20 protein-coding genes are annotated in these 25,352 nt (G+C 61.3%); 10 read left to right on the top strand and 10 right to left on the bottom strand.

Annotated elements, in window-relative coordinates; all coding sequences use genetic code 11:
- Positions 1-2: 2 nt before the first annotated feature.
- The 3 genes from HBO24_RS09610 (at position 3) to HBO24_RS09600 (ending at position 2,592) form a co-directional block, all read left to right on the top strand.
- Positions 3-827, top strand: coding sequence for a mechanosensitive ion channel domain-containing protein (locus HBO24_RS09610; RefSeq protein WP_057439525.1), 825 nt, complete (start codon positions 3-5; stop codon positions 825-827).
- An 86-nt stretch (positions 828-913) separates the two neighbouring features.
- Complete coding sequence (gene sigX / locus HBO24_RS09605) at positions 914-1,504, top strand: RNA polymerase sigma factor SigX (RefSeq protein ID WP_057439524.1); 591 nt, start codon at positions 914-916, stop codon at positions 1,502-1,504.
- 107 nt (positions 1,505-1,611) lie between these two features.
- Positions 1,612-2,592, top strand: a complete 981-nt coding sequence (locus tag HBO24_RS09600) for an OmpA family protein (RefSeq protein ID WP_057444927.1) — start codon at positions 1,612-1,614, stop codon at positions 2,590-2,592.
- Between the two features lie 60 nt (positions 2,593-2,652).
- Here HBO24_RS09600 and cobA read toward each other — a convergent pair whose 3' ends face one another.
- From cobA to HBO24_RS09560, 8 genes are all read right to left on the bottom strand, one after another.
- Positions 2,653-3,390: a uroporphyrinogen-III C-methyltransferase gene (gene cobA, locus HBO24_RS09595; protein ID WP_115128713.1), complete on the bottom strand. Its 738-nt coding sequence runs from the start codon at positions 3,388-3,390 to the stop codon at positions 2,653-2,655.
- Positions 3,391-3,401: 11 nt separating this feature from the next.
- Positions 3,402-6,110 (bottom strand): nitrate reductase, encoded by a 2,709-nt coding sequence (locus tag HBO24_RS09590; protein WP_170059604.1) that lies wholly within the window; start codon positions 6,108-6,110, stop codon positions 3,402-3,404.
- Entirely contained in the window at positions 6,110-6,427 is a 318-nt protein-coding gene (gene nirD, locus HBO24_RS09585; protein WP_057439522.1) for a nitrite reductase small subunit NirD, read from the bottom strand. Before nirD ends, HBO24_RS09590 begins: the two co-directional genes overlap by 1 nt.
- Positions 6,424-8,877, bottom strand: a complete 2,454-nt coding sequence (gene nirB / locus HBO24_RS09580) for a nitrite reductase large subunit NirB (protein ID WP_120733858.1) — start codon at positions 8,875-8,877, stop codon at positions 6,424-6,426. The genes nirD and nirB overlap by 4 nt, the downstream gene beginning before the upstream one ends.
- Before the next feature lie 272 nt (positions 8,878-9,149).
- Positions 9,150-10,817: a bifunctional protein-serine/threonine kinase/phosphatase gene (locus tag HBO24_RS09575; protein WP_170044412.1), complete on the bottom strand. Its 1,668-nt coding sequence runs from the start codon at positions 10,815-10,817 to the stop codon at positions 9,150-9,152.
- Entirely contained in the window at positions 10,817-12,028 is a 1,212-nt protein-coding gene (locus HBO24_RS09570) for a nitrate/nitrite transporter (protein WP_057960340.1), read from the bottom strand. Before HBO24_RS09570 ends, HBO24_RS09575 begins: the two co-directional genes overlap by 1 nt.
- A 247-nt stretch (positions 12,029-12,275) precedes the next feature.
- Positions 12,276-12,851 carry an ANTAR domain-containing protein gene (locus HBO24_RS09565; protein WP_057439520.1) on the bottom strand — a complete coding sequence of 192 codons (576 nt, stop codon included), beginning with the start codon at positions 12,849-12,851 and terminating at the stop codon, positions 12,276-12,278.
- 13 nt (positions 12,852-12,864) lie between these two features.
- Positions 12,865-14,091, bottom strand: coding sequence for a CmpA/NrtA family ABC transporter substrate-binding protein (locus tag HBO24_RS09560; RefSeq protein WP_120733854.1), 1,227 nt, complete (start codon positions 14,089-14,091; stop codon positions 12,865-12,867).
- Positions 14,092-14,337: 246 nt separating this feature from the next.
- Between HBO24_RS09560 and HBO24_RS29815 the strand changes: the two genes are divergently transcribed.
- The 4 genes from HBO24_RS29815 to HBO24_RS09540 all read left to right on the top strand — a co-directional run bounded on the left by HBO24_RS29815 (position 14,338) and on the right by HBO24_RS09540 (position 17,425).
- Complete coding sequence (locus HBO24_RS29815; protein WP_262152992.1) at positions 14,338-15,207, top strand: secretin N-terminal domain-containing protein; 870 nt, start codon at positions 14,338-14,340, stop codon at positions 15,205-15,207.
- 194 nt (positions 15,208-15,401) lie between these two features.
- Positions 15,402-15,824, top strand: a complete 423-nt coding sequence (locus HBO24_RS09550) for a winged helix-turn-helix domain-containing protein (protein WP_170044408.1) — start codon at positions 15,402-15,404, stop codon at positions 15,822-15,824.
- Positions 15,821-16,285: a transglycosylase SLT domain-containing protein gene (locus HBO24_RS09545; protein WP_128592856.1), complete on the top strand. Its 465-nt coding sequence runs from the start codon at positions 15,821-15,823 to the stop codon at positions 16,283-16,285. Before HBO24_RS09550 ends, HBO24_RS09545 begins: the two co-directional genes overlap by 4 nt.
- Positions 16,286-16,375: 90 nt before the next feature.
- Entirely contained in the window at positions 16,376-17,425 is a 1,050-nt protein-coding gene (locus tag HBO24_RS09540) for a quinone-dependent dihydroorotate dehydrogenase (protein WP_057960337.1), read from the top strand.
- Positions 17,426-17,567: 142 nt separating this feature from the next.
- On the opposite strand, the gene HBO24_RS09535 is transcribed toward HBO24_RS09540, so the two are convergent.
- Positions 17,568-17,783: a ribosome modulation factor gene (locus tag HBO24_RS09535; RefSeq protein WP_002553055.1), complete on the bottom strand. Its 216-nt coding sequence runs from the start codon at positions 17,781-17,783 to the stop codon at positions 17,568-17,570.
- Positions 17,784-18,317: 534 nt separating this feature from the next.
- On the opposite strand from HBO24_RS09535, the gene rlmKL reads away from it, so the two are divergent.
- Positions 18,318-20,588, top strand: a complete 2,271-nt coding sequence (rlmKL, locus tag HBO24_RS09530) for a bifunctional 23S rRNA (guanine(2069)-N(7))-methyltransferase RlmK/23S rRNA (guanine(2445)-N(2))-methyltransferase RlmL (RefSeq protein ID WP_057439518.1) — start codon at positions 18,318-18,320, stop codon at positions 20,586-20,588.
- A gap of 135 nt (positions 20,589-20,723) precedes the next feature.
- Complete coding sequence (locus tag HBO24_RS09525; protein WP_170059602.1) at positions 20,724-23,123, top strand: GGDEF domain-containing protein; 2,400 nt, start codon at positions 20,724-20,726, stop codon at positions 23,121-23,123.
- Between the two features lie 147 nt (positions 23,124-23,270).
- On the opposite strand, the gene dacB is transcribed toward HBO24_RS09525, so the two are convergent.
- On the bottom strand, positions 23,271-24,731 hold the full coding sequence (gene dacB, locus HBO24_RS09520) for a D-alanyl-D-alanine carboxypeptidase/D-alanyl-D-alanine-endopeptidase (RefSeq protein ID WP_115128706.1): 1,461 nt from the start codon (positions 24,729-24,731) through the stop codon (positions 23,271-23,273).
- Between the two features lie 237 nt (positions 24,732-24,968).
- Between dacB and HBO24_RS09515 the strand changes: the two genes are divergently transcribed.
- Positions 24,969-25,313: a YggL family protein gene (locus HBO24_RS09515; protein ID WP_057444922.1), complete on the top strand. Its 345-nt coding sequence runs from the start codon at positions 24,969-24,971 to the stop codon at positions 25,311-25,313.
- Positions 25,314-25,352: the final 39 nt, after the last annotated feature.

Here is a 25,352-nt window from a genome sequence, read left to right as displayed (position 1 = left end):
ATATGGAACTTGATCTCTGGACACAGAGTCTGGTCACTGCAATGACTGCGTTGTGGACCAAGGTGGCGAATTTCATTCCCAACCTGTTTGGTGCGCTGGTGCTGGTATTGCTGGGTTTTGTCGTGGCCAAGCTGCTCGACACCCTGCTCTCCAAATTACTCGCCAAGCTGGGCCTCGATCGCCTGATGGCTGGCACCGGGTTGACCAAGCTGCTGGGGCGCGCCGGGCTGCAAGTGCCGATCTCGACGCTGATCGGCAAGATCGTCTATTGGTTTGTTTTGCTGATTTTTCTGGTTTCTGCGGCGCAATCACTTGGACTTGAGCGAGTTTCAGCTACGCTCGACATGCTTGCGCTGTATTTGCCGAAAGTATTCGGCGGCGCGCTGGTGTTGCTGGTGGGTGTGTTGCTGGCGCAACTGGCCAATGGGCTGGTGCGCGGCGCTGCCGAGGGTGTAGGCCTGGACTATGCCGGCGGCCTGGGGCGAATTGCCCAGGGCCTGGTGATCATCATCAGTATTTCGGTGGCGATCAGCCAGCTGGAGGTCAAGACTGACCTGCTTAACCATGTGATTGTGATCGTTTTGATTACCGTTGGTCTGGCCGTTGCGCTGGCCATGGGGTTGGGAAGCCGGGGAATTGCCGGGCAGATTCTTGCGGGAATTTATGTGCGTGAGTTGTATCAGGTGGGGCAACACGTGCGTGTTGGCGAGGTCGAAGGGCAGATTGAAGAGATCGGTACGGTGAAAACCACGGTGCTGACCGATGATGGCGAACTAGTGTCGCTGTCCAATCGGGTTCTGCTGGAACAGCAGGTCAATAGCCGCTAACCCGGTAACCCTGCTAATGTACGCCGCCGCAAACCTGGGTATCCAGGCTGTGGCGGACATTGACCTGACTGTCGGCACGACTTGTTTTGAATAAAGCCCAAACGCTGTCCACGCGCTATGACCCCCGTGAGCTCTCTGATGAGGAGTTGGTCGCGCGCGCGCACACGGAGCTGTTTCACGTAACACGCGCGTACGAAGAATTGATGCGCAGGTATCAACGCACTCTGTTCAACGTTTGTTCAAGGTATTTAGGGAACGATCGTGATGCGGATGATGTCTGTCAGGAAGTGATGCTCAAGGTGTTGTATGGCCTGAAGAACTTCGAGGGTAAATCGAAGTTCAAAACCTGGCTCTACAGCATCACGTACAACGAGTGCATCACGCAGTATCGTAAGGAACGGCGAAAGCGTCGCTTGATGGACGCGTTGAGCCTTGACCCCCTTGAGGAGGCGTCTGAAGAAAAGACGCCGGCACCCGAGGAGAAGGGCGGGCTTGATCGCTGGTTGGTGCATGTGAACCCAATTGACCGGGAAATTCTGGTGCTACGATTTGTCGCAGAACTGGAATTTCAGGAAATTGCTGACATTATGCATATGGGTTTGAGTGCTACAAAAATGCGTTACAAACGTGCTCTTGATAAATTACGTGAGAAATTTGCGGACAGTACTGAAACTTAGTTCGGTGCAAATATCTCTTACGTGTAGGCAAGTTCTGTTAGACTTGTCGCCGAGTTGTCCCCCGGTATGTGGGACTGCTTTACAATCACCAGATGGGGATTTAACGGATGAAACTGAAAAACACCTTGGGCTTGGCCATTGGTTCTCTTATTGCCGCTACTTCTTTCGGCGTTCTGGCACAAGGCCAAGGCGCAGTTGAAGGCGAGCTGTTCTACAAGAAGCAGTACAACGATAGCGTCAAGCACATCGAAGACGGCTTCAATCCTGGCGCTCGCATCGGTTACTTCCTGACCGACGACCTGTCCTTGAACCTGTCCTACGACAAGACCAACCACACCCGTTCGACTGACGGTACTGGCAACCAGAAGATCAAAGGTGATACCGGCAGCCTCGTTGCTCAGTACCACTTCGGTCAAGCTGGCGTCGACTCCCTGCGTCCATACGTAGAAGGTGGTTTCGGTCACCAGAGCCGTGGCAACGTACGTGCTGACGGCCACACCGGTCGCGATCAGACTACTTTCGCTACCGTTGGTACCGGCGTTAAGTACTACTTCACCAACAACCTGTACGCTCGTGCCGGTGTTGAAGCTGACTACGGTCTGGACAACGGCAAGTGGGACTACTCCGCACTGGTCGGCCTGGGCGTAAACTTCGGCGGTAACGCTGGCGCAGCTGCTCCAGCTCCTACCCCAGCACCAGCTCCAGAGCCAGTTCCAGAGCCAGAAGCTCCGGTTGCTCAGGTTGTTCGTGTTGAGCTGGACGTGAAGTTCGACTTCGACAAGGCCGTTGTTAAGCCTAACAGCTACGGCGACGTGAAAAACCTGGCCGACTTCATGGCTCAGTACCCAGCTACCAACGTAGAAGTTGCTGGTCACACTGACTCCGTCGGTCCAGACGCCTACAACCAGAAGCTGTCCCAGCGTCGTGCTGACGCTGTTAAGCAAGTCCTGGTTAAAGATGGCGTAGCTCCTAGCCGTATCACTTCGGTTGGTTACGGCGAATCCCGCCCAGTTGCTGACAACGCAACTGAAGCTGGTCGCGCTGTTAACCGTCGTGTAGAAGCGTCGGTTGAAGCTCAAGCTCAGTAATTACTGAGTGCTAGAAAAAAGCCCGGCTTAGGCCGGGCTTTTTTTCGCCTGCCATTTGCCTCAGGCGCTTGCCAGCAAGGCGGCTTCCACGGCTGTGGCTGCTACCGCGCCGATCACCAGGATGGCTGGGCTCTTCAAGGCAAACCCCTGGGCATCCTCCTGCATGCGCGCCAGGGAACTGCGGCATTCGCGCTGCTGGGGCATCGAGGCGTTCTCGATCATGGCCACCGGCATATCTGCGGCCATGCCTCCTTCCAGTAACTGCTGGGAAATCTCTGCAAGCTTCGCCACACCCATGTAGACCACCAGTGTCGTGCCACCCTCGGCCAGTGCCCGCCAATTAAGGCTGCTGTCGTCCTGGGTATGGGCAGTGACAAGCGTCACGCCACGACTGATTCCCCGCAGTGTCAGCGGTATGTCGCAGTTTGTTGCACCCGCCAGCCCGGCCGTGATGCCATTGACCAACTCCACGCTGACCCCTCGCGCCTTCAGCCAACTGGCCTCTTCGCCGCCGCGTCCGAAAATGCACGGATCGCCGCCCTTCAGGCGCACCACGCATTTACCCTGGCGCGCATAACGCAGCATCAAGCGATGAATGAAATCCTGGGGTGTGGAGCGGCACCCCCCGCGCTTGCCGACGGTAATCACCTGCGTACCGGGGCAATGCTCAAGTACCGCCGGGTTGACCAGATCATCAATCAGCACCACATCGGCCTCGTGCAGGGCCCGTACTGCCTTGAGGGTCAACAACTCCGGATCACCTGGGCCTGCGCCCACCAGCCAGACTTTTGCATTCATAGGTATTGCCCTCACACACTGATAGCGATTGGCTGCGAGGTGCTTGCCAATAGCCGTTTGATTTCGGGGACGCAGGAGCCACATTGCGTGCCGCAGCCCAATGCTTGTTTCAGCCCGTCCAGGTTCAGGCCGCGGCCGATGCCGGCGCATATCGCGCTTTCACTGACGTTTTTGCAGTTGCAGAGAATTCTGTTGCTGGTCGTTCCACCACCGGGCGGCGCGCTTAGCGGTGCCAGCAGCCAGCGGCGTAACTGTTCGTCGGCGCGGCCTTCCAGCCACAGGCTTTGCAGCCAGTGGCGGGCGAGGGTTTCGCCGGCCAGGCGGATCGCGGTAATCCGGCCTTTCTCGATCTTTACCCGTTTACCGATGGAGCGGCGCGGGTCGTCATAGGCCATGACCGGGCCGTCATTGAGGCCCAGCAATCGGTCGATGCTGTTGAGCAGTTGCAGATCCGGTGCTTCGGTATGGGCAGCCCGCACCAGCAGGGCCGGCCGCTCACGCCCGGTCAGGCTCAGGCTGACATAGGCAAAACGCTCACAAAGGGGGCGCAAGGCTTCGAAGTGTTGCTGCACATCGCCCTCGATCAGCGCGAACAAGTGCCAGGGCAATTGCACGGCTTCCAGGCGTACGCCGCTGTGTTTGAGTTCCGGCTGTTTCGACAGTGGGTCGAACGCCGGCTGGGTCAGCGCATTGACGCCACCCTTAAGGAAGCGATCGCCCCAATGCATCGGCAGGAATGCCTGGCCGGGTCGCACGCTGTCATCACTGGTCACCGCCACAATCACGTTGCCGCGACGGCTTTTGAGATTGACCAGGTCGCCTTCTTTGAAACGGTGCCGGCGCAGTTCGTCCGGGTGCAGGCTGAGCGATGCTTCGCTGACATGGCCAAAGAGTTGCGCCGCCGTGCCAGTACGGCTCATGCCATGCCATTGGTCACGCAGGCGGCCGGTGATCAGGGTCAGTGGAAAACGCGCGTCACGCTGCTCTTTGGCGGCGCGATAAGGATCAGCGACAAACTGCGCACGACCACTGGCGGTCGGGAAGATGCCATCGGTGTACAGCCGTGGCGTGCCGGCCTGGGCCTTTGCGGGAAACGGCCATTGCTGCGGGCCGATGCGGTCGAGCAGGGCGTGGCTGAGGCCCGACAGGTCCAGGTCCTGACCACGGGTCAGCTGTTTGTATTCATCAAACACCTGCGCGGGCGTTTCAAAGGCAAACAGGCCGGTTTTTTGAGGACGCAAGCGGCGCTCCAGGCGCTGTGCGAAATCCACGGTAATCGCCCAGTCTGGTCGCGCTTCACCCGGTGGGGCGATGGCCTGGCGCACGTGGGAAACGCGCCGTTCGGAGTTGGTCACGGTTCCTTCTTTCTCGCCCCAACTGGCGGCGGGCAACAACAGGTCGGCAAAGGCGGCGGTTTCTGTGGTACGGAAGGCCTCCTGCAACACCACGAACGGGCACGCGGCCAGAGCCTGGCGCACGTTGTTCTGGTCTGGCAACGATTGCGCGGGGTTGGTGCAAGCGATCCACAACGCTTTGATCTTGCCGGCCTGTACCTGCTCGAACAGTTCAATGGCGGTCAAGCCGGTGCTGCAGGGCAGTTGTTCAACCCCCCAGTAGGCGGCCACTTCGGCGCGATGCTCAGCGTTGCCGGCGTCGCGATGGCCTGGCAGCAGGTTCGACAGGCTGCCGGTCTCCCGGCCGCCCATGGCGTTAGGCTGGCCGGTCAGGGAAAAGGGCCCGCAACCCGGGCGGCCAATGGTGCCGGTGGCCAGGTGCAGGTTGATCAGCGCACTGTTTTTAGCGCTGCCAGCGGTGGACTGGTTCAACCCCATGCACCACAGCGACAGGAAGCTGGGCGAGGTGCCCACCCACTGTGCGCACTGGCGCAGTTGTTCGACACTGATCCCACATAATTGCGTGACCATCTGTGGCGTGTAGTCATGGACCAGCCGCTTCAACTCCACCAGACCCTCGGTATGAGCCTGGATAAAGTCGCGGTCGATCCAGTCTTCCCACAGCAACAGATGCAAAATCCCATGGAACAACGCCACATCAGTACCGGGCAGGATTGCCAGGTGCATATCCGCCAAGTCGCAGGTGTCGGTGCGCCGGGGGTCGATGACCAGCACTTTCATCTCGGGTCGGCGTGCCTTGGCCTCTTCCAGCCGGCGAAACAGTACGGGGTGGGCGTAGGCCATGTTACTGCCGACGATCATCACGCAATCGCTGGCCTCCAGGTCCTCATAGCTGCACGGCGGCGCATCGGCGCCCAGGCTGCGCTTGTAGCCGACCACTGCCGAAGACATGCACAGCCGGGAATTGCTGTCGATATTGTTGGTGCCCACCAGGGCCCGCGCGAGTTTGTTGAAACTGTAGTAGTCCTCGGTCAACAGTTGCCCGGAGATATAGAACGCCACGCTGTCGGGGCCATGCTCGGCGATGGTGTCGGCGAATACATTGGCCGCGTGTTCCAGGGCCGTGTCCCAGTCGGTGCGGCCGCGGGCCAGCTCTTTGCCCAGGCGCAGCTGCGGGTACAACGCCCGCGCCGTCAGATCGCCGGTCAGGTGCAGGCTGGAACCCTTGCTGCACAACTTGCCGAAGTTGGCCGGGTGTGCCGGATCGCCGCTGACCCCGAAGATCTGCGTGCCATCGTGCTCGATCAGCACGCCGCAGCCGACCCCGCAGTAGCAGCAGGTCGATGCCGTGACCTGGCGGTTCATCAACCTGCGTCCCGCAGGGCCAGCATCACCCGGCCGTTTTCCACCCGGGCGTGGTGATGGTGGGCGCAGCCGATATCCGGTGCCTGGGCTTCGCCGGACGCCAGGTCGATCTGCCAGTTGTGCAGCGGGCAGGCCACGCGTTTGCCATAGATCAGCCCCTGGGACAGCGGCCCGCCCTTGTGCGGGCAGCGGTCATCGAGGGCGAACACTTCATCGTCACTGGTACGAAAAATCGCGATTTCCCCTTTCGGGCCACTGACAATGCGCGAGCCCAGGGAGTTGATTTCTTCGAGGGCGCAGATATCCAGCCAGTTCATAGCACTACCTCCAGCTGTTTGACGGCGATGGTGTCGAATTCCTTCTTCAGCAGCGGCTGCTCCAGGCGCTCTTTCCACGGGTCTTGTTCAAACGACAGGGAGAATTGCAGGCGCTCATTGAGGGCCTGGCGCCGCGCCGGGTCTTCCAGCACGGCCTTCTTGATGTGGTCCATGCCCACCCGTTGCAGGTAGTGCACGGTGCGCTCCAGGTAGAAGGCTTCTTCGCGGTACAGCTGTAGGAAAGCGCCGTTGTACTCACGTACTTCTTCGGCGGTCTTGAGCTTGACGAAAAACTCCGCGACCTCAGTCTTGATCCCGCCATTGCCACCGATATACATCTCCCAGCCCGAGTCGACGCCGATAATGCCCACATCCTTGATTCCGGCTTCCGAGCAATTGCGCGGGCACCCGGACACCGCCAGCTTGACCTTGTGGGGCGACCACATATTGAACAGGTCATGTTCCAGCTCAATGCCCAGTTGCGTGGAGTTCTGCGTGCCAAACCGGCAGAACTCGCTGCCAACACAGGTCTTCACGGTGCGGATGGATTTGCCGTAGGCATGCCCGGACGGCATATCGAGGTCTTTCCACACCCCGGGCAGGTCCTGTTTCCTGATGCCCAGCAAGTCGATGCGCTGGCCGCCGGTGACCTTGACCATCGGCACGTTGTACTTGTCGGCCACATCGGCAATCCGGCGCAGCTCGGAAGGATTGGTCACACCGCCCCACATCCGTGGGACTACCGAGTAGGTGCCGTCTTTCTGAATGTTGGCGTGGGCCCGTTCGTTGATCAGGCGCGATTGCGGGTCGTCCTTGGCTTCGCCCGGCCAGGTGGAAATCAGGTAGTAGTTGAGTGCCGGGCGGCAGGTGGCGCAACCGTTGGGCGTACGCCAGTTCAGGTAGCTCATGGTGTCGGCGATGGTCAGCAAGTGCTGGTCGCGAATGGCCTGGCGGATTTGCCCGTGATTGAGGTCGCTGCAGCCGCAGATGGCTTTTTCGCTTTTGGGTTTGACGTCGGCGGCGCCGCCCACGGTGTTGATCAGGATCTGCTCCACCAGCCCGGCACAGGAGCCGCAGGAGCTGGCGGCCTTGGTGTGTTTTTTCACCTCATCGACACTGAACAGGCCCTGTTCCTGGATCGCCTTGACGATGGTGCCCTTGCACACCCCGTTGCAGCCGCAGACTTCGGCGTTGTCGGCCATGCTCATGGCTTTGTCCTGGCCTTGGTGGCCTACATCGCCCAGGGCGTTTTCGCCGAACATCAGGTGATCGCGGATCTCACTAATGCCATGGTTCTCACGGATCTGCCGGAAATACCAACCGCCGTCGGCGGTATCGCCGTACAGGCAGGCGCCGACCAGTATGTCGTCCTTGATCACCAGCTTCTTATAGACGCCACCGATAGGGTCGGAAAGGGTGATGGTCTCGGTGCCTTCGCCGCCCATGAAGTCGCCAGCAGAAAACAGGTCGATGCCGGTGACTTTGAGTTTGGTCGAGGTCACCGAGCCTTTGTAAGTGGCGAAGCCCAACTGCGCCAGGTGGTTGGCACAGACCTTGGCCTGCTCGAACAGCGGCGCCACCAGGCCGTAGGCAATCCCACGATGGCTGGCGCACTCGCCGATGGCATAGATGCGCGGGTCGTAGGTTTGCATCGTGTCGTTGACCAGAATCCCACGGTTGCACGGGATGCCGGACTGTTCCGCCAGCTCGGTGTTGGGGCGGATACCGGCAGCCATCACCACCAGGTCAGCCGGAATCACCTCGCCATTTTTGAACTGCACCGAGCCCACGCGACCATTGCCGGCGTCATGTAGGGCCTGGGTCTGTTCGCACAGGCGAAACACCAGGCCCCGGCTTTCCAGTTCGGTTTGCAGCAACTGGCCGCTGGTCTTGTCCAACTGGCGTTCCAGCAGCCATTCGCCGATATGCACCACGGTCACGTGCATGCCGCGCAACATCAGGCCATTGGCCGCTTCCAGGCCCAGCAAGCCGCCACCGATGACCACCGCGTGCTTGTGGGTGCGGGCGGTGTCGATCATGGCCTGGGTGTCGGCGATATCGCGGTAGCCTATTACACCCTGCAAGGTATTGCCGGGGATCGGCAGGATAAACGGGGTCGAGCCGGTGGCGATCAGCAGGCGATCGTATTCGGCTTCCGTGCCGTCTTCGGCGATGACTTTGCGCTTGACCCGGTCGATCTGCACCACCTTGCGGTTGAGCAGCAGCTTGATGTTGTTTTGCAGGTACCAGTCCAGGTCGTTGAGCACGATCTCTTCGAACGTCTGCTCACCGGCCAGCACCGGCGACAGCAGGATGCGGTTGTAGTTGGTATGGGGCTCGGCACCAAAGACCGTGATGTCATACAGTTCGGTGCTCAGCTTCAGCAGTTCTTCAAGGGTGCGAACCCCGGCCATGCCGTTGCCGATCATCACCAGTTTGAGTTTCTTCATGTCGTTCTCCGCAGTGGCTCGACAAATCACGCGCAAACAAAAAAGGCGTCCCGCTAGTTGCCTAGCGAGGACGCCTTTGTCCTGGTCCCGTTCTCTCGGGAAAGCCCCACCTTCGTCGTTGAAGGGGGGGCTGTATGTGGGGGTGTTGCAGAAGCTAATGCAGTGGTTGTGCCAAGTCGCGCAACGCCGGGTTTACTGGGGTTTTAGTGGATGCTCCAAGGTCTTTACGCACCATTTGAAGGCAGGACGCCCACAACTGGCGCACCTGCCTCCTATAGGGATAACAGATACAGCAACAGCAGATTGATCAGCAACGACACCAACGCCAGGGTTTGCCAGACCTTCAGCGGCTCGCGCTCCAGCAGTGGCCGTGGGCGCAGGCTCAGTTCGCGGCGGTCGGCCTGTTCCAGCACCAGCAGCCATTCCTCGGCGGTTTCGTAACGTTGGGCCGCTTGTGCCGCCACCGAGCGCTCCAGGCTCTGTTGCAACCAGTCGGGCAGGTCGGGTCGATAACGGCTGGCACTGACAGGCGTGTTGAAGCGGGGGCGCTGGAACGCTTCGATTTCACCGTAGGGATAATGCCCGGTCAGCAGGTAATACAGGCTCACGCCGACGCTGTACAAATCCTGCTGCGGTGTCGGACGTTCGCCGCTGAAGGCTTCGGGGGCGATAAAGCTGGGGGTGCCCGGCAACAGGTGAGCGCGGTCTTCGGATAAGCCGGGGCAATAGGCCAGGCCAAAATCCAGCACCCGCAGTTCGCCGTCCTCCCCCAACAGCAGGTTTTCCGGCTTGATGTCACGGTGCAGGATTTGCCGGCGATGCAGCATGCCCACCGCCCGCAGCAAGCGCTCGGCGATGGACTGCCATTGCGCCAGCGGCAAGGGGCCTTGCTGCTGGAACAGTTCGGCCAGGGTCTGCCCGCTGTATTCACGCATCACATAGTACAAATGCTGACGCCCGCTGCCCGGATGGACTTCAGGAAATGCCCGTCCCGCCACCCGGCGCAAAAACCATTCTTCCGCGAGCAGGGCCTGGGCCGCATCGTTGTCATCGTCGCGACCCGGGGCCAGGGTTTTCAGCAGCCAGGCTTGCTGCTGGGTATCACGTACCCGGTACAGCAACGACTGCCGACTGTGCGCCAGCACGCACTCCACCTGCCAGCCTTCAAAGGCTTGCCCGGCCTTCAACGGCGGCGGCAGTGGCCACTGCTGCAACTGCACCAGCGCATCACCCAGGGTCGCGGCGCCAAGCTGGTCGATGCGCACCAGCAGGGCGCTGGCATTGTCCTGGCTACCCGCCAGGTGCGCCGCATTGACCAGGGTGTTCACGGCCAGATCCAGATCGGCCTGTTCGCGCAGGATCGCGCGGATGCTGTGATCGGCCAGGGTCGCCCATACCCCGTCGCTGAGCAGCAGGAAGCACTCGCCCTGGCGCAGTTCACCGTCGAGAAAATCCACCACCAGATGCTGGTCCAGGCCCAGGGCGCGCTTGAGCACATGTTGCATGCCCGGTTGCTCCCAGACATGTTCTTCAGTGATGCGCTGCAACTCGCCCGCGAACCAGCGATACACCCGGCAGTCACCGACATGGGCCAAGGTAAAACGCTGGCCGCGAAACACCAGGGCGCTGAGGGTGGTCAGCAACGGCTGGCCGCCGCCATTGGCCTGCAGCCAGCGATTTTGTGCAAGCAACAGGCGGTCCAGGGCCTGGGCCACGCCCCAGGTTTGCGGCGTGGCGTAGTAGTCCAGGGCCAGGGCCTGCAAGGTCGAGCGCGCGGCCAGGCCGCCGTCGGCGCATTGGCTGACACCATCGGCGATGGCACACAGATAGCCCTTGCTCGCGGCCAGCTCCGGGGCCGGGGTGACCAGGCGCAGGGCGTCCTGGTTTTCCGCGCGCGGCCCAATGGCGCTGGCCTGGGCCACGCTCAGTTGCAGGCTCATCAGACCCGCGCTGCGGTGACGGCAGCCGAACCCCAGGTGGTCCTCCAACGCCGCTTCACGCCATACAGGCCGAACCACGCCAGCACGCCCAGGCTGGCGAACAGCCACAACGCCAACTGATAGCTGCCGGTGCTTTGCTTGATTGCGCCCATACCCGCCGCCAGGGCGAAACCGCCGATACCGCCGGCCATACCGATCAACCCGGTCATCACGCCGATCTCCCGGCGAAAGCGCTGGGGCACCAACTGGAAGACCGCGCCGTTACCGGCCCCCAGGCCGAGCATGGTGCATACGAACAGGGCCAGTGCAGCGTAGGAACTCGGTAGGTTGAAGCCCACTGCCGCGATGCACACCACCGCCACGCCGTACATACCCAGCAGGGTGCGGATCCCGCCGAATCGGTCGGCCAGGGCGCCGCCCAGGGGCCGCATCAGGCTGCCGCCGAACACACAGGCGGCGGTGTAGTAGCCGGCAGTGACCGGGCTCAAGCCATATTGGTCGTTGAAGTAGCCGGGCAGGGCGCTGGCCAGGCCGATAAAGCCACCGAAGGTCACGCTGTAGAAGAACATGAACCACCAACTGTCGCGGTCGCCCAGGGCCTTGAAGTAGTCGGCCATGGATTTGGCTTTCGGTCGCTCAGGGGCATTGCGCGCCAGCCAGGCGAATACGATCAAGGTCAGGACCAGCGGGATCAGGGCAAAGCCAAACACGTTGCTCCAGCCAAAGGCGGCGGCGATCAGCGGCGCCAGCAATGCGGCGAACACCGTGCCGGAGTTGCCCGCCCCGGCGATGCCCATGGCCTTGCCCTGGTGTTCGGCGGGGTACCACTGGGAGGCCAACGGCAGGGCCACGGCAAACGAGGCCCCGGCCATGCCGAGAAACAGCCCCAGCAGCAGCGCCTGTTCATAGCTGTGGATCCCCAGTTTCCAGGCACAGAACAGCGCCACAATCACGATCACCTGGCCGATCAGGCCGGCGGTCTTGGGCGACAACTTGTCTGCCAGCATGCCCATCAAGAAGCGCAGGATCGCGCCCGCCAGGATCGGTGTGGCAACCATCAGCCCGCGTTGCTGGGTGGTCAGTTGCAGGTCGGCGGCGATCTGCACCGCCAGCGGGCCCAATAGATACCAGACCATGAAACTCAGGTCGAAATACAGGAACGCGGCAAACAAGGTCGGGGTGTGCCCGGATTTCCAGAAGCTTGATTTCATCACGCACCTCAGATTGGGGATCTTGTAGAAGGCCTGGTGATGGAACGGCCAGCGAAGGCCGCCCCACCCAAACGAAAAAACGCCGCCACCGGGTTCGCCTGGGCAAACCGGATGTGCGACGTCTTTGTCGTGGAGGGGCAACCGCCGTTGGCTACCTGGGGTGTATGGTTTGCAAGTCTTGCGCCAATCGTGACACTGCCATCGCGGGCAAGCCCGTTTCCACAGTGGGCGAGGGTAGTTGTGTGTCTCAGCCTAACAATTCACTCATGGCAATAATCTGCTCGGCCACCTGGATCAACTTCTGCTGGCGGCTCATGGCTTGGCGGCGCATCAGGGTGTAGGCCTGTTCTTCATTGCAGTCCTTCATTTTCATCAGCAAACCCTTGGCCAGCTCGATGCGCTTGCGTTCCGCCAGTTGCTGGTCGCGGGCCTGCAGCTGCGCACGCAGGGCCTGATCGCTCTCGAAGCGTGCCATGGCCACATCGAGGATCGGCTGCAGGCGCTGGGCCTGGATGCCCTCGACGATGTAGGCACTGACCCCGGACTTGATCGCCTGGCGCATCACGTTGGGGTCATGTTCGTCGGTAAACATCACGATGGGGCGGGGCTGGTCACGGCTGACCAGCACCACTTGCTCCATCACATCGCGGCCGGGTGACTCGGTATCGATCAGAATCACATCCGGGCGCACTGTTTCGACGCGCGCCGGCAGGTCGATGGTCAGGCCGGACTCGTCGATCACCTCAAAACCGGCCTCGGTCAGTGCACTTTTAAGGCGCCCGACTTTGCGTGGGGTGTCATTGATCAGCAGGATTCGCAACATGGCTGGCCTCCCATCAGCGCAAGGCGTGGCGGACGACATCGTCGGCCAGGGCATGCAGGCGGAAGCTACGGGCGTAGGCGGCAGGGTCCGAGCCATCCCAGACCTTGCCGTCGATCAATTGGCTGCTGCGCATGTCCGCGCCCCAGGCTGCCACACCCACTGCCGTCGCGGCCTGGCGGTAGAGGTCCAGTTGCTGCACCTGCCGGGCAACGGCGAGGTAGTCAGGGTCGTCACGCAGCAGGCCCCAGCGGCGGAACTGGGTCATGAACCACATGCCGTCGGACAGGTACGGCAGGTTGACCTCGCCACCGCCATGGAAGCGCAACGCGTGCACGTCTTGCCAGTGGTTGCCCAGGCCATCGTCATAAGCCCCCAGCAGGCGCGGTTCGATGCAGTCGAGTGGGGCGTCCAGATATTCCCTGGCGCTGAGCAGTTGCGCGGTGGAGCGGCGGTTCTCCAGGCTGTCGTCGATAAAACGGCTGGCCTCCAGGATCGCCATTACCAGCACGCGGGCGGTGTTGGGGTATTGCTCGACAAACGCCTGGGTGCAGCCCAGGACTTTTTCCGGGTGATCCGGCCAGATCGCCTGGCTAGTGGCCAGGGTAAAGCCCTGGTTTTGCTGCACCGCGCTGGCGCACCAGGGTTCGCCCACACACAGGCCGTCAATCCGCCCGGCCTGCAAGTGCGCGACCATCTGCGGCGGCGGCACCACCACACTCTCGACATCGCGCAGCGGATGAATGCCTTGGCTGGCCAGCCAGTAATACAACCACATGGCGTGGGTGCCGGTGGGAAACGTCTGGGCGAAGGTGAGTTTTGTCCGGCTTTGGTGCACCTTGCGCGCCAGTGCCTCAGGACTGGTCACGCCCTGGTGCTGCAGGCCCTGGGACAAGTTGATGCCCTGGCCGTTCTGGTTCAGGCCCATCAGCACCGCCATGTCGGTTGGCGCCACGCCGCCGATGCCCAGGTGCACCGCATAGATCAGGCCATACAGGCTGTGGGCGGCGTCCAGTTCGCCGCTGACCAGCTTGTCGCGCAGGCCGGCCCAGGATGACTGGCGCTTGAGGTTCAGCGTCAGCCCGTACGGCTGGGCAAACCCTTGGGTCGCCGCGACCACCAGCGAGGCGCAATCGCTCAAGGCCATGAAGCCCAGGTCGAGGCTGCTCTTTTCCGGGGCATCGCTGCCGTTGACCCAGGCCAGGGGGTTATTGGCCTGGCTGTTGCCCACCTGATCACTCATCAACACCTACCTTCTGTGTGAAAAAAGGCGTCGTTCCGTAGGGCGGCTTGCAAGCCTCCTGCAGGTAACGACGCCTTTGTCCTTGAGCCCGTTCCGTCGTTGGTGCGGGCCGCGATACACAAGACAAAGCAAGGCACATGCCACGGCGCAGGGCGAGCCGTGGTTGATCAGGTTTTCATCAAGATTGCATTGCGCGGGCCTTTCACTATGGCGCTCCTTTGGGCAACACCCTTCAGGAAACCCCGCGTGCTTCTTGATCAATCTATCGCAGCGACCTGCACTGCCTTTTTGCAGCGCTGGCTGCTGGGCGGGCTGTTGATGCTCGCTGCCCTGCCAGCCATGGGCGCGACCTACCTGGCGTTGGATGAAAGCCTTTCGGGCTTCTTCACTCGACTTGCGGTGCCCTTGGGGCAGCCCATCGTGGTCAGCAAGCGGGCGGCGGGCAAGCGCATCACCGGGCAATTTGATTTTGCCGACGCGCAAGCGGTCCTCGAGACGGTGGCGTTGCAGCACGAATTGATCTGGTACAGCGACGGCCAGGTGCTACATCTCTACGACGCCAGCGAGGCCAAGAGTTCCGGGGTGATTCTGCGGCACATGAGCGTCGACAGATTGCGTGTGGTCATGCGGCGCGCGGGGCTCGACGAGGCGCGCTACCCGCTGCGCAAGGCCGGTGCGCGATTGTTTTATGTGTCCGGGCCCGCCAATTATGTCGATCACGTATTGCGCCTGGCCCAACTGATGGACCGCCAACGCCCGGCACGGCGCCAGGCGTTGCCGGAAGTCGGTGTCGTGCAGGTGCTGAATCATGACGTGGCAGACCACCAGTACGACATGGGGCTGCAAAAAATCACCGTGCCCGGCATGGCAACGCTGGTCGAGCGTCGGCTTGCCGAGCTTGGGCGCAAGGCCGGCACTGGCGCAGCGGTAATCGCCTACCCACAGGTCAACAGCCTGTTGATCAAGGGAAGCGCGCAGCAGTTGCGGTTTATCAAAGAACTGGTGGCTGAATTGGATATACCCACGGCTCCCGTGATGGGTTCTGTTTCGACCCCCCTGAGCTCTGATCAATACGAGCGCGTCCGGCGTGCATTTGCTCGTATCGCCGAGCAATGAAAGCAGGCATTACCCATGGCGAACGGGGGCTGTTGACCTCGAAAGTTCCTACGAAACACTCCCGGAAAACTTCGAAGCACAGGGTTTTTTCCTAACGTGCAATTGGCTGCGGGTTTCTATAGTCGCGATATCTCCAGGCGGTGCGATATCAATATTCAAGGCGCCGCGTATGTCAGACAGGAACAGAGGTTTGCATGGTTGCTGCAGTTGAGGGCTTGGTCAGGGGCTCCCTCGCCTTTGGTCATTGGAAGTTGCAGGGTGATGGCCGGCTGACCGCCGAAGGTCGCGACATTCAGTTACCCCCCAAGGAATGTCATGTGTTGCGCTTGTTGCTGGCCACGCCCGGCGTATTGGTGACCAAGGACTACCTGCTGGAGCAGGTCTGGCCCCATATCGACATCGCCGAAGAGTCCCTGACCCGTTGTATCTACTCATTGCGCAAGCAATTGGAGGGCGACAGGCGGTTGATCGCGACAGTGTATGGCCGCGGTTATCGCTTCAATGGCCGGGTAAGGGTGCTCGAGCGGCATGGCCAGGCAGCGCAAGGTGCGGGTGCTCCACGGCGTGCTTGCCCGGCCTGTGGCTGGTGCGCCGAAGCGGCTGTCGAGCAGGCATGAAACGAGCCTGCAGGCTGGGGCTGCTGTTACTTACCCTGGGCAAGGCGAGTGAGGCCGGGGCTTATTGTTGGGCCGAGGCCGCCCGCCAATACGATATCGAGCCGGAGTTACTGCAAGCCATTGCCGCCGTGGAGTCGGGCTATCGCGCCGAGGCCATGAACTACAGCAATAACAATGGCAGCCGTGACATCGGCCTGATGCAGATCAACAGCATTCATCTGCCGCGCCTGCTCAAGCAGGGGATTACCGAGCAGCGTCTGTTGGATGAGCCGTGCCTGTCGGTGGAGGTGGGGGCGTCGATTCTGGCCGACTTCATCAAGCAGTTTGGTTACAACTGGACCGCCGTGGGCGCCTACAACGTCGGGCCTGGGGCAGGGGGCGAGCGTGATGCGCTGCGTCTGCGTTATGCGCAGAAGATTTGGGCGCGCTACGAAGAGTTGATGCAGCATCGAAACGGATGATTGACCGGCGGTGTGCCATGCCTCGCACGTACCCGCCACCCCGGCTATAATCGCTGCCACCTTTCGCCGCCATCCGAGTCAAGCCCGCCCATGTATACCCTGGCCCGCCAGCTGTTATTCAAACTCTCCCCGGAAACTTCCCACGATCTGTCCCTGGACCTGATCGGCGCGGGTGGACGCCTGGGGCTCAATGGCCTGGTGTGCAAGGCGCCGGCAAAGATGCCGGTCTCGGTGATGGGGCTCGATTTCCCCAACCCGGTGGGCCTGGCAGCTGGCCTGGACAAGAACGGCGCTGCCATCGACGGCTTTGCGCAGTTGGGTTTCGGTTTTGTCGAGATCGGCACCGTCACGCCGCGCCCGCAGCCGGGCAATCCCAAGCCGCGCATTTTCCGCCTGCCGGAGGCCGAGGCGATCATCAATCGCATGGGTTTCAACAACCTGGGCGTCGATCACCTGCTGGCGCGGGTCCAGGCCGCCAAGTACAAGGGCATCCTCGGGATCAATATCGGCAAGAACTTCGACACCCCGGTGGAGCGTGCGGTAGATGACTACCTGCTCTGCCTGGACAAGGTCTACGCTCACGCCAGCTATGTGACCGTCAACGTCAGCTCGCCCAACACCCCGGGCCTGCGCAGCCTGCAGTTTGGCGACTCGCTCAAGCAACTGCTCGAAGCCCTGCGCCAGCGCCAGGAAGACCTGGCGGTACGCCATGGCAAGCGCGTGCCCTTGGCGATCAAGATCGCCCCGGACATGAACGACGAAGAAACCGTGCTGGTGGCCCAGGCCCTGGTGGATGCGGGGATGGATGCGGTGATTGCCACCAACACCACCCTCAGCCGTGCGGGCGTTGAAGGCCTGGCTTTCGGTGACGAGGCGGGTGGGCTTTCCGGCGCGCCGGTGCGTGACCAGAGCACCCATATCGTCAAGGTGCTGGCGGCCGAGTTGGCCGGGCGTTTGCCGATCATCGCCGTGGGCGGTATCACCGAAGGCAAGCACGCCGCCGAGAAAATCGCCGCGGGTGCCAGCCTGGTGCAGTTGTATTCCGGGTTTATCTACAAGGGCCCAGCGTTGATTCGCCAATCGGTGGACGCCATTGCGGCGAGCGGGCTTGCCCCACGTGGGACTGCAAAGCAGCCCTGAAGCTGCTGCTGCGCAGGGGTTTCAAGCCCATAAAAAAGGGCTCCTCTAAGGAGCCCCTGGGCCGAAGCCCGCCGCCCGGATGGGGCGTGCGTGGTTAAGTTGTTACATTCTTCAAGGTGGTTGTCGGAATTAAGTGCCCTGATTAGCCGACGGCGTGAAGTTCGTTGAGTCTGTGGATCCCCGCAGTGCCGGTCATACCGTCCCAGTTGTCGCCGCGTCCTTCGCGCCAGCCGTTAATCCAGGCTTGGCGTACTGACGGTAGAGTAAATGGGCAAAGCTCACGGGATTTGCCATGAACGCCATACTGATATCCGCGTAAAAATGCTCTTTCCAACGGATCACGCTTAAGTCTTCTCATAGGGTGTTTCCCTCACTTGTTGACTGTCTTGATATCCTTCGGCCTCGTCCGAGGCCGGGCAGAGTTTTTCTGCCGTTGGTGTGGCTCGCTGCCGGCGTGGCGAGCCTCTGTGTCAGCGTCGTTGTGGCGCTAACCTGTGTTGAGTTCTAACCAATAGGTCACATGGTTTCAATGATCGTTTTGTCATAAGCACGTAACGATAACGATGCTATAGCCATAAGCTGGGATGGCTTTTCGCCCCATTTATTGGGCAAAGCCAGCTATGATGTGCCCTGTATAGAGGATGGGTTTAATCCTTTAGTGAGAATACCCGCCGCTTGCAGTCGGTTATTATTCGACGAAGGGTCAGAATATTTCCTTTTGTTGCACAAATTATCTCTCTGCCCCGGCAATCAAGGCCCTGCAGGTCTGGACACCGGGGTGGAACGGCACACATTCGTGCCACGCGAGCGCTCTTCAAGAAAAGCGCTTGATTGAAAACCGAACGCGCGATGCGTCGCCCGTTCACTTATTGCTGAAAAGCCTGGAATCCCCATGTCGGACCGTTACGAACTCTTCCTCACTTGCCCCAAGGGCCTCGAAGGCCTGCTGATCGAGGAAGCCGTCGGGCTTGGCCTTGAAGACGCCCGCGAGCACACCTCGGCTGTGCGCGGCATGGCCGACATGGAAACCGCCTACCGCCTGTGCCTCTGGTCGCGTCTGGCCAACCGTGTACTGCTGGTGCTCAAGCGCTTCCCGATGAAGGATGCCGAAGACCTGTACCACGGGGTGCTGGATATCGAATGGCAAGACCATATGGTCCCAGACGGCACCCTGGCGGTGGAGTTCAGCGGCCACGGTTCGGGCATCGACAACACCCACTTCGGCGCGCTGAAGGTCAAGGATGCGATTGTCGACAAGCTGCGCACCCCGACCGGCGAACGCCCGTCCATCGACAAGATCAACCCCGACCTGCGCATTCACCTGCGCCTGGACCGTGGCGAAGCGATCCTCTCCCTCGACTTGTCCGGCCACAGCCTGCACCAGCGCGGTTACCGCCTGCAGCAGGGCGCGGCACCGTTGAAGGAAAACCTCGCGGCGGCAATTTTGATTCGTGCCGGCTGGCCGCGCATTGCTGCTGAAAACGGCGCGTTGACTGACCCGATGTGCGGCGTCGGTACCTTCCTGGTGGAAGGCGCGATGATCGCCGCCGACATGGCCCCCAACCTTAATCGCGAGCAGTGGGGCTTCACCGCCTGGCTCGGCCACGTGCCGGCCCTGTGGAAAAAACTCCACACCGAGGCCAGCGAGCGTGCGGCCATCGGCATGAACAAGCCGCCACTGTGGATCCGCGGTTACGAAGCCGATCCGCGTCTGATCCAGCCTGCGCGCAACAACATCGAGCGTGCCGGCCTGAGCCACTGGATCAAGATTTACCAAGGCGAAGTTGGCACCTTCGAGCCGCGTCCGGACCAGAACCAGAAAGGCCTGGTGATCTGCAACCCGCCGTACGGCGAGCGCCTGGGTGACGAAGCCAGCCTGTTGTACCTCTACCAGAATCTCGGTGAGCGTCTGCGCCAGGCGTGCATGGGCTGGGAGGCGGCGGTGTTCACCGGCGCCCCGGACCTGGGCAAGCGCATGGGCATTCGTAGCCACAAGCAGTATTCGTTCTGGAACGGCGCCTTGCCGTGCAAGCTGCTGCTGATCAAGGTCAACCCGGATCAGTTCGTCACCGGCGAGCGCCGCACCCCGGAGCAGCGCCAGGCCGAACGTGAGCAAGCCGCTTACGACCAGGCCCCGACCGAGCCGCAAGAGCGCCAGTACAACAAGAACGGTAACCCGATCAAACCTGCGCCTGCACCGGCGCCAGTGGTTGAGCAGGCGCGCTTGAGCGAAGGCGGGCAGATGTTTGCCAACCGCCTGCAAAAGAACCTCAAGCTGCTGGGCAAGTGGGCCAAGCGCGAGGGCGTCGATTGCTACCGCGTGTACGATGCCGATATGCCGGAATACTCCATGGCCATCGACCTGTACCACGACTGGGTGCACGTCCAGGAATACGTGGCACCGAAGTCCATCGACCCGGAAAAAGCCTCGGCGCGCATGTTCGATGCCCTGGCCGCCATTCCCCAGGCGCTGAACATCGACAAGAGCCGTGTGGTGGTCAAGCGCCGCGAGCGTCAGAGCGGCACCAAGCAGTACGAGCGCCAGAGCGCCCAGGGCAAGTTCACCGAAGTCAGCGAAGGCGGGGTGAAGCTGCTGGTCAACCTCACTGACTACCTGGACACCGGTCTGTTTCTCGACCACCGCCCGATGCGCATGCGCATCCAGAAAGAAGCTGCCGGCAAGCGCTTCCTCAACCTGTATTGCTACACCGCCACCGCCAGCGTGCATGCGGCCAAGGGCGGCGCGCGCAGCACCACCAGCGTCGACCTGTCGAAAACCTATCTGGACTGGGCGCGCCGCAACCTGTCCCTCAATGGCTTCTCCGACAAGAACCGCCTGGAGCAGGGCGATGTGATGGCATGGCTGGAAGCCAGCCGTGATGAGTTCGATCTGATCTTCATCGACCCGCCGACCTTCTCCAACTCCAAGCGCATGGAAGGTGTGTTCGACGTCCAGCGTGACCACGTGCAATTGCTCGACCTGGCCATGGCCCGCCTGGCGCCGGGCGGGGTGCTGTATTTCTCCAACAACTTCCGCAAGTTCCAGTTGGAAGACAACCTGGGCGAGCGCTATGCCGTCGAGGAAATCAGCGATAAAACCATTGATCCGGATTTTGCCCGTAACCCGAAAATCCATCGTGCCTGGAAAATCACCGCACGCTGATCGACCTTGAAGCCGCAAGCCTGGATTTTTCCGGGCTCGCGGCTTTTTTACGCTGGTCAAAAGAGGGCTCGATGGCTATAACTAACCTCTTAGCCGAAGTAGCGCTCCTGCACGCTGGTGTTTCGAGTTTTGCCTATGCCGTTGCAAGCCGTCCGCCCGAAAATACTGGGATTTATCAGCGAGCAGGCATCCGCTTGGCTGGTGGCATTGGTGGTCTTGCTGGTGGGGGTGGCGCTCACCGCCGTGCTGGCGCTGACCACGGCCGATCGGCATCACCAGCAGGTCCGCCAGCGTTTCCAGTTATTGGTCAACGAGCGCTACAGCCGCCTGGAAGAGCGTTTCGAAGACCAGGAGCAGCGCCTGGGCAGCCTGCAGCGTTTTTTCGTCAACTCCCATGATGTTTCCCGCGAAGATTTCGATGGGTTCGCCCAGCCGTTGCTGTTGCGCGCCCGTGCCTATGCCTGGGCGCCTCGGATAGCGCGTGATGAGCGCCGGGCGTTCGAACAACAGGTATCACGCCAGCGTGGCGCGCCTTTCTCCATTCGTGAGTTGAATGAAGCCGGGGCGCTGGTACCGGCGCAGGAGCGTGACGAGTACGTGCCGGTGTTGTACAGCCAGACCCAGAGCATCCTCGGCTCGCCCTTGGGGTTTGACCTGCTGGCCCAGCCGTTGCGCCGTTCGACGATCGAGCGGGCGTACCGTTCCGCAACCATTGCCGTATCCCAACCGATGTCGCTGGTGGGGGTGGAGCCGGCGTATACCATGGGCGTGTTGCTGGTAGCACCGGTCACTCGGCCGCCCACCGCGCAAATGCCCTACAACGAACCCTACGGTTTCGTCATGGCGGTGATCAGCATGCGCCAATTGGTAGCCGACGGTTTGCCCAAGCCCGCGCGGGATAACCTGGTGATGCAGATTGTCGACACCTCCGATACTCAACAGCAGCTGCTGTATGAATCGGACAATCCCGTGGGCGATAGCAGCCTGGAGTCGATCCGCCGGCTGACCCTGGGCGATCATGTCTACGCCTTGAGCCTGCGTCCCAGCCAGGTGTTTGTGCAGGCCAATCACTCTTCGACGAGCAGTATCCTGGCCATGGGCAGCTTGCTCAGCCTGTTGCTCAGTGCCTTGCTCTACGTGCTGGTCAGCCAGCGGCAGCGGGCGCTGAGGCTGGTGCAGCAGCGTACGGGGCAATTGCACCAGCGCGAGTATGAGTTGCGTGGTGCCCATGGTCAGTTGCGCAGCGTGCTCAACGCCGCGACCCAGGTGGCGATCATTGCCACGGACTTGCGGGGCGTGATCAGCACGTTCAATGCCGGCGCCGAGAAGATGCTGGGTTATCAGGCCGACCAGGTGCTCGGTCACATGACCCTCGAAAGCCTGCACCTGGCGCCCGAACTGGAAGCCCGTGCGGTGCAGTTGAGTCTGGCGCTGGGCAAACGGATCATGCCCGGCCAGGCGATGCTGGTGGAGGGCAGCGACAGCCTGCATGAGGCCCGGGAGTGGACGTTGGTGCGCCAGGACGGCAGCCAGTTGACCGTGAATATGCTGGCCACGGCACTGCTTGACGAGCATGGCTTGTGGATCGGGCACCTGGCGATCTGCCTGGATGTCACCGAGCAGAAACGCGCCTATGAGGCCCTGGCGGCTCGGGATCGGTTGCTGAAAAAACTCAGTGCCCATGTGCCGGGCGGGATCTTCCAGTTCACCCTCGAACCCAATGACAACTGGCGGTTTATCTACGCCAGCGATGGTATTCGCGATATCTACGAAATCGACCCGGGGTTGCTGCAACAGGATGCCAAGCAAGTCTTCGAGCGTATTCATCCCCAGGACGCAGAGCGCATCCGCGCCTCTATCCGCCTGTCCGCGCTGCAGTTGAGTCAATGGCGCGAAGAATATCGGGTGCAACTGCCGGGCCGGGGCCTGCGTTGGATTCGTGGCGAGGCGACGCCGGAAGAGTTACCCGGTGGCGGTACGCTATGGCATGGCTATGTGTCGGATATCTCCGATCTCAAGCGGGTGGAAGAAGAGTTGCGGGCGCTGTCCATCACCGACTCGTTGACGGGTATCCATAACCGTCGCTACTTCCAGGATCGGCTGAGGGCCGAGATGAGTCGGGTGCGGCGTACGTCGGGGTCGCTGGCGGTGATCATGCTGGATATTGATCACTTCAAGCGCATCAATGACCAGCATGGGCACGCGGCGGGGGATGGTGTGCTGCAGGAGTTGTGCCGGCGTATCAGCCTGCGCCTGCGCCGCAGCGATGTGTTCTGCCGCCTCGGCGGCGAGGAGTTCATGGTGCTGTGTCCCAATACCGATGGTGTCCAGGCCTACAGCCTGGCCGTTGAGTTGTGGGAAGTGCTGCGCAGTACGCCAATGGACGGCGTCGGCACGGTGACGGCGAGTTTTGGCGTAGCCAGTTGGCGGGTCGATGAGGGCGTGGATGGCTTGTTGCTGCGCGCGGATTCGGCGGTGTATGCGGCCAAGCAGGCGGGCAGGGATCGGGTCGAGGCGCAGCGGTTGCCTGTCTGAGCACCGTATCCCTAATGTGGGAGCGGGCTTGCTCGCGATGACGGTGTATCAGTCGCCAGATGTATTGACTGACACACCGTCATCGCGAGCAAGCCCGCTCCCACATTTAGTTCGCAGTGGTTGCAAAAGGTTGGTAAGCCAACCGCTCTATAGGCCCGGCGCAGCCGCCGCCAGCTTCGGCTGGCGATACAGATCCAGCAGCACCTGGTCCAGCACCGACGATGCGCCCCACGGCTTCGGATCGTTGAGAATCGCCACCACCGCCCAGGTATTGCCATTGTTGTCACGGCTGAAGCCGGCAATCGCACGTACCGTGTTCAGGGTGCCGGTCTTGACGTGGGCTTCGCCGCGCAGGGCTGTGGTTTTCAGGCGCTTGCGCATGGTGCCGTCACTGCCGGCAATCGGCATCGAGCTGATGAACTCGGCCGCATACGGGCTTCTCCAGGCGGCCTGCAGCATGGTCGCCATTTCTCGGGCGCTGACCCGTTCGGCACGGGACAGGCCGGAACCGTTTTCCATCACCAGGTGCGGAGCCGTGATGCCTTTTTTCGCCAGCCATTGGCGGACCACGCGCTGTGCTGCCCTGGCGTCATCGCCGTCGGCATCAGTGCGGTATTGCGCGCCGAGGCTGAGGAACAACTGCTGGGCCATGGTGTTGTTACTGTATTTATTGATGTCGCGGATGATCTCGGCCAGGTCCGGGGAGAACGCCCGGGCCAGGACCTTGGCGGTTTTTGGCACCGGGGCCAGTACGTCGCGGCCCTGGATCGTGCCGCCCAACTCTTTCCAGATCGCGCGCACGGCGCCGGCGGTGTAGGTGGCATGGTCGAGCAGCGACAGATACGTCTGCGAGCTGCAGCCATCGCCCAACTGGCCGCTGACGGTCACGGTGACACTGCCGTCGGCGGCGGTGACCGGGTTGTAGCGCACATCACCGGTGCACTGCTTGGCGTTGCTGGCCTTGACCTGATTGTCGATCTGGATGCTGGCAATCGGCGGCTCCACCGAGACCAACACCTTTCCCGAATCATTGCGGGTCACAAAGCGCAGGGCCTTGAGGTTGACCAGCAGGGCGTCCGGCTTGACCAGGAACGGCTTGTTGGCATCGTTGCCGTCGTCGTTGAACTCCGGCAGTTGGGGCTGGATAAAGAAGCCGCGGTCCAGCACCAGGTCGCCGGTGACTTGCTGTACGCCATTGGCGCGCAGGTCGCGCATCAGCAGCCAGAGCTTTTCCATGTTCAGCTTGGGATCGCCGCCGCCCTTGAGGTACAGGTTGCCCCGCAGGACGCCGCCACTGAGGGTGCCGTCGGTGTAGAACTCGGTTTTCCACTGATGGTTGGGGCCGAGCATTTCCAGGGCTGCGTAGGTGGTGACCAGTTTCATGGTCGACGCCGGGTTGACCGACACGTCAGCGTTGAACACCGTGGCGCTGCCGGGGCCATTGAGCGGAATCATTACCAGGGACAGGGCATCGTTCTGCAGTTTGGCTTTCTTCAGGGCTTCCTGGACTTTGGGTGGCAGGGTGGTATTGATCGGGGCGGCGGTGACTGAGAGCGCCAGGGGCAAAAGGAAACTGGCGAGTAATAATGGACGCAAGGATTTGATCATAAGAAGTAAGACCCTACTGCAGAGGAGGGTGAATATAGCGGGGGCTATGTAAGAAAATCCCCCAGTGGTCATGAAAGTGTCGGCATTATGCCCCAAGGTGGGGCTACTTGTGCCTCAACCATAGCTGCAAATGATGGATTTTTTTCGCGCTATCGTGCCACCCGTCTTGGATTGCCGGGCAATTCGCGCCTTAAACTGGTAGAGTGCCGGCCGTTAATACTTAAGAGGATTGTTCCAATGGCGACTAACCGTTCCCGGCGTCTGCGCAAAAAACTGTGCGTTGATGAATTTCAAGAGCTGGGTTTCGAACTGAACCTGGACTTCAAAGAAGGTTTGGACGATGAGGCGGTTGACGCTTTCCTCGAAGCATTCCTGACTGAAGCGATGGACGGCAATGGCCTGGACTACGTGGGCGGCGATGACTTCGGTCTGGTCTGCAAAGCCACCCGTGGTTCGGTCAACGAAGAACAGCGTGCCGCTGTTGAAGCGTGGCTCAAGGCTCGCCCAGAGCTGACCCGCGTTGAAGTCAGCGAACTGCTGGACGCCTGGCATCCAGAGACACCGGTTAACCCGGCTGTCTGATGTCATGAAAAAGCGACCCGCCCGGGTCGCTTTTTCGTT

The sequence above is a fragment of the Pseudomonas sp. WS 5410 genome, assembly GCF_012985645.1.
Classification (GTDB): Bacteria; Pseudomonadota; Gammaproteobacteria; order Pseudomonadales; family Pseudomonadaceae; genus Aquipseudomonas; species Aquipseudomonas shahriarae.
This window is presented reverse-complemented; position numbering and strand designations above follow the sequence as displayed.